General features: G+C 49.4%; 8 protein-coding genes and 1 pseudogene. 4 read left to right on the top strand and 5 right to left on the bottom strand.

Annotated elements, in window-relative coordinates:
* The 3 genes from C233_RS0121100 to C233_RS0121110 form a co-directional block, all read right to left on the bottom strand.
* Positions 1–412, bottom strand: a 412-nt coding sequence (locus C233_RS0121100; RefSeq protein ID WP_018669480.1) for a helix-turn-helix domain-containing protein, incomplete at its 3' end; no start/stop codon positions are given.
* 221 nt (positions 413–633) lie between these two features.
* Positions 634–1,812 (bottom strand): molecular chaperone DnaJ, encoded by a 1,179-nt coding sequence (dnaJ, locus tag C233_RS0121105; protein WP_018669481.1) that lies wholly within the window; start codon positions 1,810–1,812, stop codon positions 634–636.
* 12 nt (positions 1,813–1,824) lie between these two features.
* Positions 1,825–2,448, bottom strand: a complete 624-nt coding sequence (locus tag C233_RS0121110; RefSeq protein ID WP_018669482.1) for a nucleotide exchange factor GrpE — start codon at positions 2,446–2,448, stop codon at positions 1,825–1,827.
* Positions 2,449–2,774: 326 nt separating this feature from the next.
* Here C233_RS0121110 and C233_RS0121115 point away from each other — a divergent pair, with 326 nt between their 5' ends.
* A complete protein-coding gene (locus C233_RS0121115) occupies positions 2,775–4,391 on the top strand; it encodes an ABC-F family ATP-binding cassette domain-containing protein (protein WP_018669483.1) in 1,617 nt (538 codons plus the stop codon).
* A gap of 76 nt (positions 4,392–4,467) precedes the next feature.
* Here the strand turns inward: C233_RS0121115 and C233_RS0121120 are convergent, their stop codons facing one another.
* On the bottom strand, positions 4,468–5,325 hold the full coding sequence (locus C233_RS0121120) for a CPBP family intramembrane glutamic endopeptidase (RefSeq protein WP_018669484.1): 858 nt from the start codon (positions 5,323–5,325) through the stop codon (positions 4,468–4,470).
* A gap of 138 nt (positions 5,326–5,463) precedes the next feature.
* On the opposite strand from C233_RS0121120, the gene C233_RS0121125 reads away from it, so the two are divergent.
* Positions 5,464–6,495: a leucine-rich repeat domain-containing protein gene (locus tag C233_RS0121125; RefSeq protein WP_051089663.1), complete on the top strand. Its 1,032-nt coding sequence runs from the start codon at positions 5,464–5,466 to the stop codon at positions 6,493–6,495.
* Positions 6,496–6,629: 134 nt separating this feature from the next.
* Here C233_RS0121125 and C233_RS0121130 read toward each other — a convergent pair whose 3' ends face one another.
* Positions 6,630–8,762: a Tex family protein gene (locus C233_RS0121130; RefSeq protein ID WP_025069251.1), complete on the bottom strand. Its 2,133-nt coding sequence runs from the start codon at positions 8,760–8,762 to the stop codon at positions 6,630–6,632.
* Positions 8,763–8,874: 112 nt separating this feature from the next.
* Between C233_RS0121130 and C233_RS0121135 the strand changes: the two genes are divergently transcribed.
* Both C233_RS0121135 and C233_RS23085 read left to right on the top strand, forming a co-directional pair.
* The gene (locus C233_RS0121135; protein ID WP_026314960.1) at positions 8,875–10,788 is read left to right on the top strand and encodes a sensor histidine kinase; all 1,914 of its coding nucleotides are present in this window, start codon (positions 8,875–8,877) and stop codon (positions 10,786–10,788) included.
* A gap of 13 nt (positions 10,789–10,801) precedes the next feature.
* Positions 10,802–11,992: pseudogene (locus C233_RS23085) on the top strand (metallophosphoesterase); the annotation flags it as partial.
* Between the last annotated feature and the right edge of the window lie 265 nt (positions 11,993–12,257).

Raw genomic sequence — 12,257 nt, forward strand, 5'->3', positions numbered from 1 at the left:
CGTCAAGGACAATGCCCTCCTGTTCTACTTTTGTGGATAATGCCTTCAGACGTTTCTGGAAAGTCTCCATATCATGCCGTAACCAAATGGAACGCACTCCGCCCGGTGAAATGAGAATGCCTTTCTTCCGCAGTTCATTGGATACACGGACTTGTCCCAATGCAGGGTTGTCTATCGCCATCTGCACGACTGCCTGCTCGATATGTTCCTCCACACGGTTCTTTATGATAGGCTTACGGCGAGAAATCTCCTGCAAGGCGACTTCGCCTCCTTGTTCATACAACTCTTTGAAACGATAGAAACTGTCACGGCTATAGCCCATAATCTTACAGGCACGTGACACGTTTCCTAATTGTTGGGAGAGTTCAAACAATCCCAGTTTGTTCTTGATGACCTTTTCTGATGTTGTCATAACTCAATCTGTTTTCTGTTACAAAATTATTCTTTTTATGCGTAACTGTCAGATTAAGTCTTGACTAATTCAAATAATGGCATATGAAGTGGTTATGCTCTATCATCTTCATATGCCATCTTGTTTTTTTAGGGACATTTACTGAATATCCCTAAAAAAAGGTTGTGCCAACCTTTTGACACAACCCCATCCTTTTTAATATTAAGGTTATTATACCGATTTTAGTCAAACAAACTCTTGAACTTCTTGAAGATTTTCTCCTTGATAGAAATATTCGGCTTGAAATTATCCGATTTCTCCATATCTTCCAGCGCTTTCTTTTCTTCTTTGTTCAGAGTTTCAGGCACATAAACACTGACATTTACCAGCAAATCGCCCGTGCCGTAGCCGTTTACATTAGGCAGACCTTTACCGCGCAGACGGAGCACCTTGCCCGGTTGCGTACCCGATTCGATTTTCACCTTTACCTTGCCGTCGATAGTCGGTATCTCTACCGCACCGCCCAGGGCGGCTGTCGGGAAGCTGAGCAGCAGGTTGTAAATCAAGTCGTTTTCGTCGCGAATCAGTTCCTTGTCCTGTTCTTCCTCTACAAGAATCAGCAGGTCGCCCGGTACGCCGTTGTGCTTGCCGGCATTACCTTTGCCGCCCATAGAGAGCTGCATGCCTTCGGCCACACCTTTCGGAATGTTTACGGTAACCACTTCCTCGCCGTATACGATACCCTCGCCGGCACATTCCTTACATTTATTCTTGATAACCTTGCCTTCGCCGCCGCAGGTAGGGCAGGTAGTACGCGTCTGCATCGTTCCGAGAATAGTCTGCTGGTTGCGGATTACCGTACCGCTGCCTTTACAGGTAGGACAAGTCTCTGCGCCACCGTCTCCCTCTGCACCGGTTCCGTGGCAGTGGCTACAAGGCACGTACTTTTTCAGCTTGAATTTCTTTTCTACTCCGGTGGAAATCTCCTTGAGGTTCAGCTTCACCTTCACGCGCAAGTCCGAGCCGCGATACCGGCGCTGCTGTTGCGCACCGCCGCCGAATCCGCCGAAACCGCTGAAACCGCCGCCGAATCCACCGCTGTGCCCGCCGAATATGTCGCCGAACATGGAGAATATGTCGTCCATGGACATGCCGCCGCTGAAACCGCCGAACGGTCCGCCGTTACCGGCAGCACCACCCATTCCGGCATGACCGAACTGGTCGTAACGGGCACGTTTGTCCGGATTGCTCAGTACGTCGTATGCCTCTGCCGCTTCCTTGAATTTCTCTTCGGCTACCTTGTCGCCGGGGTTCTTGTCCGGGTGGTATTGGATAGCCTTTTTGCGGTAAGCTTTCTTTATCTCTTCTACCGATGCTGTTTTCTCGACTTCCAGTACTTCGTAATAATCTCTTTTTTCCATATAACTTTTGTGTTATTCTCCAACCACCACCTTGGCATGGCGGATTACTTTGTCGTTTAGCGTGTAGCCGGTTTGTACGCAGTCCAGGATTTTACCCTTCAAGGATTCGTCGGGAGCCGGAATTACGGCGATTGCCTCGTGATAGTCTGTGTCGAGCGGTTGTTCTTTGGTTTCGATTACCTTGACTCCATTCTGTCCCAATACCGCCATGAACTTGTTGTAGATAAGCTCCACACCCTCTTTTACGGCAGCTACATCGGTAGCGGTTTCCATATTTTTCAGGGCGCGTTCAAAGTCGTCCACGATAGGCAGGATGCTGCTGATGCTCTTTTCTCCGCCGTTCAGGATGAGTTCGGCTTTCTCCTTCATCGTACGTTTACGGTAGTTGTCGAACTCGGCAGAGAGGCGCAGATACTTGTCCTTCTGGTCTTCAATCTCTGCATTGGCTTTCTCCAGCTCCTGGGCGAGTTTTTCTTCCTCGGTCAGAGAAACCTCTTCTTGCCCGGTCGCTTCCGCTTCTTCGCCCTTCTCCTCCTGGGCGGCTTGGGCTTTCAATTCTTCTTCGTTGATGTTTTCTTTTTCTTTAGAATCCATATCGTTATGCTTGTTATTCTTATAAGATGTTTTTGCTTTCATTGCTGTCAAGGGTTTAAGTTAATATGATACAGTTGCCATAGCAAAAACTTTGCCAAACCGGTGGCCTTTGCCAAAAGCGCTGCAAAGGTAATACTTTTATGTCAGATTGACAGCGAAATATTCTATAAATGGGAAGTTAACATTTTATCGGCAGGATGTTAACTCGATAGGTTGCAGTCAGTTAACTTCGGAGCATGTCCTCGGTTAACTTCATATCATGCAAGAAGTTAACCTGTTATGGCCTGTTTTACCGTATTATTTCGTATCTTTGCGTCCGCAATTTGCAGAGCTATAGGTATTAATAGTACATAAAAGTAAATATAAAGATGATTACAGTCTCGAACGTATCGGTACAGTTTGGTAAAAGAGTGTTGTTTAATGATGTAAACCTGAAGTTTACGAGTGGTAATTGTTATGGTATCATCGGCGCCAACGGTGCGGGAAAGTCCACCTTCCTCCGGGCTATTTCGGGAGAGCTGGACCCCACGACGGGCTCTATCATGCTGGGACCGGGCGAGCGTCTGTCCGTTTTGAGCCAAGACCACTTCAAGTGGGATGCCTATACGGTAATGGATACTGTAATGATGGGGCATACGGTGTTGTGGGATATTATGAAACAGCGCGAGGTGCTGTATGCCAAAGAAGATTTCACCGATGAGGACGGTTTGAAGGTGTCCGAGTTGGAAGAAAAATTCGCCGAGCTCGACGGTTGGAATGCCGAAAGCGACGCTGCCGCCCTGTTGAGCGGTCTGGGCATCAAGGAAGACAAGCACTACGTGCTCATGGGCGAGTTGAATAATAAGGAAAAAGTACGTGTGATGCTGGCGCAGGCTCTGTATGGCAACCCCGACAATTTGTTGCTGGACGAGCCTACCAATGACCTGGATATGGACACTGTGACCTGGTTGGAGGAGTATCTCTCCAACTTTGAGCATACGGTGTTGGTGGTGAGCCACGACCGCCACTTCCTCGACTCTGTTTGTACGCATACGGTGGACATCGATTATGGAAAAATCAACCTCTTTGCGGGTAATTATAGTTTCTGGTACGAGTCCAGTCAGTTAGCGCTCCGCCAGCAACAGAACCAGAAGGCGAAGGCCGAGGAAAAGAGGAAAGAGCTGGAAGAATTTATCCGCCGTTTCAGCGCCAATGTGGCTAAGAGCAAGCAGACTACCAGCCGCAAGAAGATGCTGGAGAAACTGAATGTGGAAGAAATCAAACCCTCGTCGCGTAAGTATCCGGGTATCATCTTCACACCGGAACGCGAACCGGGAAACCAGATTCTTGAAGTTTCGGGGCTGACAAAGACGCTGGAGGACGGTACGGTGCTGTTCCGCGATGTGAATTTCAATGTGGAGAAAGGGGATAAGATTGTATTCCTGTCGCACGACCCGCGTGCCATGACCGCTTTGTTCGAGATTATCAATGACAATATGAAACCGGATGCCGGCACTTTCAACTGGGGCGTTACGATTACCACTGCTTACCTGCCGCTGGATAACACCAGCTTCTTCAATACGGATTTGAACCTGGTAGACTGGTTGAGCCAGTTCGGTGAAGGCAACGAAGTGTATATGAAAAGCTTCCTCGGCCGTATGCTTTTCTCCGGTGAGGAGGTGCTGAAAAAGGCGAGCGTACTGTCGGGAGGCGAGAAGATGCGTTGTATGATTGCACGCATGCAGTTGCGTAATGCCAACTGTCTGATTCTGGATACGCCGACCAATCATCTCGACTTGGAATCTATCCAGGCATTCAACAATAACCTGAAAACATACAAGGGCAATATCCTGTTCTCTTCCCACGACCACGAATTTATCCAGACCGTGGCAAACCGTATTATCGAACTGACCCCGAATGGTATTATCGACAAGATGATGGAGTATGACGAATACATCACTTCCGACCACATCAAGGAGCTGAGGGCGAAGATGTATAATAAATAGCGGTTAGTGATTAACGGTTAGCGATTGGTAAGCTTCGCCATACATGGTGGGGATACTAATCGCTAATCGTTAAACGCTATCGGTTTTTTCTGAACACTTTTAAAATCACCCCTGTTCCCGCTACCATTAATACTGTACAAAGTACGGAACCTTCGAAACCGAAAGCTCCTCCGTTTATCAGGTTGGTTTCGGGCAGATGAAGCGTCAATAAACCGTCGCAGAATTTATTTCCACTGACCTCGTAGCCTAAAACGGGACCTTGCAGCCAGTTCCAGAACCAGTGCAGGGTTATCGGGAAACAGAGGTTACGGGTATATATGTAGGAGGAACCTAAAAGGACGCCTGCCAGCAGTATGTTGATAAAGGACAGGATGTTGAAGTTCGGATTGCCTATATGAATCAACGAGAATAGGGTGGCGGAGAGGAACAATGCCCAAAACTTATTCACCCCGCCTTGCAGCATGCGTTCCAATACAAAGCCCCGCAAAGCCAATTCTTCTGTAATGGCTACCAGCAGGAAAAAGACAAAACTAATCAGTAGGGAAGAGGGACTGAATACCACCCCTGCAATCTCTACCGCTCCTGCCAGCAAGGATATGCCGAATCCTGCTGCGTAAAGAACGATTGCCAGCAATATTCCCAACAACAAATCTTTTCCGCGTATCGCCAGAGCGTGCCCCAGCCCTGCCAATGAATGCCCGCGGAAGTGCCATACAATCCAGGCGGAAAGGAATACGCCTATTAACATCAGTGTTTCGCTCAATACGAGATAGAACATATTATTAGCTCCTTCCTTGCCCAGCTTCTGCAACAGCACCGAGAAGGGTATGCCTATTATTGTGACGATAATGATAGCAAGTGCGGCAAATACGAAAATGTCGATTGCCGCCTTTCCGAAACGTTTGGCTTTGAGCTCATTTCCTATGGATTTCATGGATGAAATTTTACTTCGATTGATTAATATCCGACAAAAATAACAATAAAAAGAGAAATCGTTATTCAAGGTTGACGGTTTCTTCTTATATTTGAAAAATCAAATCAAGCTGACACTTAAAAACATGAACCTAAAAAAATACTTTTAGCGATAGCAGGGTTGGGCGTTATATGTACCGGCTCTGCACAGAATTCAAAGAGATACACGGTGGCAAGACCCGGAACCCTGGTAGAGATGCTGACAGAGGAGGAGGCCAATGAAATTACGCACCTCGTCCTGCAAGGTAAGCTGAATGCCGTTGATTTCCGTCATCTGCGGGATGAGTTCAAGAAACTGCAAATACTGGATATATCCAATGCGTCTATCAGCATGTATGCCGGAAAGAACGGCACGCATCCAGACCGTTTTTATATCTATCCCTCCAATTGCATTCCGTCCTATGCCTTTTGCAAGCAAATCGACGACAGTACATTCGTCGGAAAGACATCGTTAACCCAGGTTATCCTGTCCGATAAAGTAAAGAACATCGAAGACTGCGCATTCAAGGGATGTACCAACTTGAAGATTTGCCGGATACGTAAGAAAACCCCTCCGAATTTGTTGCCCGAGGCTTTGGCAGACAGCGTTACGGCCGTGTTCGTTCCGCTAGGCAGCAGCGATTCGTATCGCCGCGGCAAGAGGTGGGAGACATTCGCGTTTATAGAAGGCGAACCGGTGGGAGCCGCTGTACAGATAGCCGCCATGGGCAGCCTTGCCAGCGAACTGCTTCGTGCGGGCATACAGCCCAAGGATGTGAACTTCCTTACGGTAGAGGGTAAAATGGACGAGGCGGACTTCACCCTGATACGTAATTATATGCCCAACCTGGTAAGCGTAAATCTGTCCAAGTGCAATGCCACGGTTATTCCCGACTATACATTCACCCAGAAAAAATACCTGCTGAACATCGTCCTGCCTCATGGATTAAAAAGCATCGGGCAGCGCGCATTCAGCGGATGCGGACGCTTGTGTGGTACACTGGAGTTGCCTTCCGGCGTAACCGCCATAGAATACGGTGCGTTCATGGGATGCGATAACCTGCGTTACGTCGTTGCCACCGGCGATAAGATTACGACGCTGGGAGACAACCTTTTCGGTAACGATAAGGATAAGCTGGTTTATAAGCGATGAATGATTAGGGGGTAGCGATTAGTGATTAACGGTTATTGATTAGTAATTAACGATTTGCAGTTAGTGATTAGCACGCAGTTTATTACTTATTTTACCAGCTACTAACCCCTAACCGTTAATCGTTAATCCCCAACTTACTGTTCCACCCCAATCATACTCAACTGAATACGCTTCCGTGCCGTATCTACGCTGAGCACCTTTACGCGTACCTGCTGGTGAATGGATACAATCTCATTGGGGTCTGATACATACTTCTGTGCAAGCTGGGAGAGATGTACCAGTCCGTTTTCTTTGATGCCTATATCGACGAAAGCGCCGAAATTGGTGATATTGCCTACGATGCCCGGCAGTTCCATGCCTACCCGCAGGTCGGCAATCGTACGCACATTCTTGTCGAACTCGAATATTTTGATAGGTCCGCGAGGGTCGCGCCCCGGCTTCTCCAACTCTTGCAGAATATCTTTCAGGGTGGGCATACCGACGGTGGGAGAGAGATACCGCTCCGGTTCTATCTTCGAGCGCAGCTCCTTGTCGGCAATCAGTTCGGTTACGCTGCACCCCAGGTCTTTCGCCATTTGCTCTACGATGTGGTAACTCTCGGGATGTACGGCAGTATTGTCCAGCGGGTTGGGAGCATCCGGTATGCGCAGGAAACCGGCGCATTGCTCGAATGCCTTTGCACCCATACGCGGAACTTTCATCAGCTCCTTACGGGAGGAGAAGGCTCCGTTCTCGGCACGGTAGTTCACGATATTCTGTGCCAACTGGGGGCCGAGCCCCGATATGTAGGTAAGCAGGTGGCTGCTTGCCGTATTCAGGTTCACACCCACCAGGTTCACGCAGCTTTCTACGGTCTGGTCGAGGGATTTTTTCAGCTTGTTCTGGTCTACATCATGCTGGTACTGCCCTACGCCGATAGATTTAGGGTCTATCTTGACAAGCTCTGCCAACGGGTCCATAAGCCGGCGGGCAATGGAAACCGCACCGCGTACGGTGACATCGTATTCGGGAAATTCGTCCCTGGCAATCTTGGAGGCGGAGTAAATGGATGCACCCTGCTCGCTGACGATGAAAACCTGTATCTCACGGCCGAACGCATGGCTTTTCAGGAAATCTTCCGTTTCACGGCTGGCAGTACCGTTTCCAATGGCAACCGCTTCAATCCTGTAAGCCTCTATCATCTGTTGCAGTTTGGCGAATGCCTCTTTAGACCGGTTTACCGGCGGATGCGGGTAGATATTTTCGTTGTGCAGCAGGTTACCCTGCGCATCCAGGCATACCACTTTGCAGCCGGTACGAAATCCCGGGTCTATTCCCATTACCCGTTTCTGTCCCAATGGCGAGGCAAGCAGCAACTGCCGCAGGTTCTCCGCAAAAACGTGAATCGCTTCATCGTCGGCACGTTCTTTGCTTTGTGCGGCGAATTCCGTTTCGATAGAAGGCTTCAACAGCCGTTTGTAAGCATCCTGTACGGCTTCCGCCACTTGTTTCCCGCAAGCATTGCCGCTTTGCACGAACTGCCTTTCCAAGCGTTCCACACATTCTTCGTCGTCCGGGGCGATGCTTACTTTGAGTATCCCTTCTGCTTCGGCGCGGCGGATAGCGAGCAGCCGGTGCGAGCTGCATCGTTTCAAAGGTTCCGAACAGTCGAAGTAATCCATATACTTGGCTCCTTCTTCCTCTTTGCCTTTCACTACTTTGGCAGTCAACATGGCTTGGCGGGCAAAAGCGTTCCGCAGCATGTTGCGGGCGCGTTCGTTTTCGCTGACCTGCTCGGCAATGATGTCGCGCGCACCCTTCAGTGCATCGTCCGTATCTTTTACATCCCCTTTCACGAAGCCGGCAGCACGCTGTTCGGGATGCGGTTCACGCTGAAGCATCAGCATGGCGGCAAGCGGTTCCAGCCCTTTCTGGCGGGCGGCTTCCGCACGGGTTTTCCGTTTGGGCTTGTAGGGCAGGTAGATGTCCTCGAGGACGGCGCTGTCCCAGGTTTCATCGATGCGCTTTTGCAGTTCCGGGGTCATTTTCCCCTGTTCCCGGATAGTACCGGTAATCGTTTCCTTACGTTTCGCCGTTTCGTTCAGCTTTTCGTAATGAGTTTGGATAGCTTCTATCTGTACTTCGTCCAGCCCGCCCGTTTTCTCTTTGCGGTAACGGCTGATAAACGGAATGGTCGCCCCGTCACCGAGCAATGCCAGCGTCTGTCCGACCTGTTTTTCTGATATGCCAAGGAGGGCGGCTATCATGCTATGAAAGATTTGTGTCATGTCAGCTTCCTTATTTTGGTAATGAGCGCCAAAAGTACGAAAAACAATCCTTCTTTACCGCCTTTTTTATGAGTTTTATTGTATCTTTGCCGGCAACTATCAAGGAATTTGAATGGGGCTATCCACAAGCATACTATATAGGCTGTTATTTTGCCTGTCGGCATTTTTCCTTTCCGTATTTCCAGTCTTTTCTACGACGGGAGAACATCCCGTGCTGATTATCAGCTCCTATAATCCGGATGCAGGCCAGACTTCGAGCAATATCTCCGATTTTATGGAAGAATACCAGCGCTTGGGAGGCAAGTACGGGGTAGAACTGGAGAATATGAACTGCAAGAGCTTCTCCGAATCGCCTTTGTGGAAACCGAGAATGGCGGGTATCCTCTCCAAATACCGGGGTACGAAAGAGCCGTCGCTTATCGTATTGATAGGGCAGGAGGCGTGGGCGGCCTTTTTGTCGCTGGAAGATTCCATACAAGGAGATGTGCCCGTGATGACGGCGCTCGCCAGCCGCAATGTGGTGCTTCTGCCGGAATACGGTACGGACTTGAAAACCTGGATGCCCGAGTCGCTCGACTTCTTCGAGGATTTCTCCACTTCTCCGATTAAAACCGGATTTATCTACCAGTACGATGTGGCTGCCAATATCCGCATGATAAAACAATTATACCCCCGGACGGAACATATAGCTTTCATCTCGGATAACAGCTATGGCGGCGTCACCTTGCAGGCGCATGTGGTTAAGGAGATGAAGAAATTTCCCGAATTAAGCCTTATCCTGCTGGACGGGCGCGTCAATACTATCTACACCATTAGCGACGAGCTGCATTCTTTGCCTCCCAATACCGCTTTATTAATGGGTACGTGGCGGGTGGATATGAACGACGGCTATTTTATGCGCAATGCCACTTATGCCATGATGGAGGCTGCTCCCGAGTTACCCGCCTTCTCCATAACGTCCGTAGGTATCGGCTACTGGGCTGTCGGCGGGATAGTGCCCGCATACCGGGCATTGGGCAGGGACATGGCGCGGCAGGCTATCCGCCTGCTGGAAAGCCCGGAGAACTCTGAAATAGAACTTATCTCCTGCGAGACTATCATGGACGGCCAACTCGTCAAGGACAGGAGGCTGGATATCGCGTCGGTTCCCTCTCCGGTCAGATTGGTAAATGTAACCCCCACTTTCTATGAACAGTATAGATACCAGATATGGGGCATAGCCGCCGTGCTGTTTATCCTGTTGACAGGCCTGTTCATCACGCTCTATTTCTTCTACCGTACCAAAAAGCTGAAGGACGAGCTGGAAGTTTCCGAAGCCGCCTTACGCGAGGCGAAGGACAGGGCGGAGGAGTCCAACCGCCTGAAAAGTGCCTTCCTCGCCAATATGAGCCATGAGATACGTACGCCGCTGAATGCGATTGTGGGATTTTCGGACGTACTTTCCACCGGCGATACTCCGGTAGAGGAACAGCGGGGATATTTTGAAATAATCAAAGCCAATTCGGACTTGCTGCTCCGGCTGATTAACGATATACTGGACATTTCCCGGCTGGAAGCCGACCGCGTTACTTTCACACTGGAAAAGTGCGATGTGGTGCAGACCTGTACGCGGGTAGTGGCTTCGGTGGCGCAGGCGCGCCGCTCTACCAACCGGCTGGTGTTCGAGAGCGCCTTGGAGCACCTGGAAATCCGTACGGATATCCAACGTCTGCAACAGGTAGTCATCAACTTATTGTCCAATGCGGATAAGTTTACGGAGAACGGAACGATAACCTTGAAGCTCGAAGCGGACGGGAAACACCGTACCCTCCTCTTTTCCGTAACGGATACCGGTTGCGGCATACCGCCGGAGCAGCATAAGAAGGTGTTCGAACGTTTCGAGAAATTAGATGAATATGCACAGGGAACAGGGCTTGGCCTCTCTATCTGTAAACTGATTGTAGAAAAATGGGGTGGGAAGATTTGGGTCGATTCGCATTATACCGGAGGCGCCCGTTTTATTTTTACCCACCCGTTAGATTTATAAAAAAGATAAAGACATGAAGAAACTGACTTATTGTTTGGTATGGCTTTTCCTGCTGGCCGGTACGGTTGCCGCACAGGAAAAAGAAGTGAAATTGAAAATAGTGCAGACCAGTGATATCCACGGAAATTTCTATCCCCATGATTTTATTCTTCAGCGGGATGCGGCCGGCAGCCTGGCACGTGTGTACGCCTTCGTGCAGAAAGAGCGCAAGACATACAAGGACAACCTGATATTATTGGATAACGGAGATATCCTCCAGGGGCAGCCTACCGCTTATTACTATAATTATATAGATACGGTGTCTCCTCATGTGACGGCAGAAATGCTGAACTTCATGGGTTATGATGCAGGCAATATGGGTAACCACGATGTGGAAACCGGACGTGCCGTTTTCGACCGTTGGGCTGGCGAATGCCGCGGCCCCGTACTGGGTGCCAACATCGTTGAGACGGCTACGGGCAAGACCCATTTCAAACCGTACGAAGTGCTCGAGCGCGACGGGGTGAAGATAGCCGTCCTCGGCATGATAACCCCCGCCATTCCAGTCTGGCTGTCCGAGAACTTGTGGAAAGGGCTCCGTTTCGACGACATGGAAGATACGGCGCGCAAATGGATGAAGATAATCCGCGAAAAGGAAAATCCGGACATCGTAATCGGGCTGTTCCATGCCGGGAAGGATGCCCTGCTAATGGGCGGCAAGTACCGGGAGAACGCCTCGTTGGATATAGCCCGCAACGTTCCGGGGTTCGATATGGTACTTATGGGGCACGACCATGCCCGCGAATGCAAGAAAGTACTCAATGTGGCAGGCGATTCCGTATTGGTGATTAATCCCGCCAATAACGGCGTGGTAGTGAGCAATATCGACGTAACCGTGAAGCTGCGCAACGGCAAGGTGGTGGAAAAGAAAATCGACGGCGTGCTGACCGAAACCGGAGATTATGGAGTCAGCGACGAATTCATGAAACATTTCGCATCGCAATATGCCACTATCCAGGATTTCGTATCGAAGAAAATCGGGCATTTCACGGAGACTATCTCCACCCGTCCCGCTTACTTCGGCTCTTCCGCTTTCATCGACCTTATCCATACCTTGCAGTTGGACATCAGCGGCGCCGAGATTTCACTCGCAGCTCCTTTATCCTACGATACCCGGATTAAAGAAGGAGATGTGTATGTATACGATATGTTCAACCTGTATAAGTAGGGATATTCAGTAAATGTCCCTAAAAATCAAGATGGCATATGAAGATGATAGAGCATACTCACTTCATATGCCATTTTTATAGTCCTATTCCTGTAATTTCTCACACAATCTTACCCTACAAGACATGACGCTCGGGAAGAAGTCTGAAGACATCTTCTGCCTCTGCCTGTAAAATCATATCATGCCGCTTTCACCGTCCTGTTCCTGATCTTGTCTATCATCAGTACGGCATTTGCCGTATGTATTCCAAAGAAAATCCACA

This window comes from Bacteroides gallinarum DSM 18171 = JCM 13658 (assembly GCF_000374365.1).
Lineage (GTDB): Bacteria > Bacteroidota > Bacteroidia > Bacteroidales > Bacteroidaceae > Bacteroides > Bacteroides gallinarum.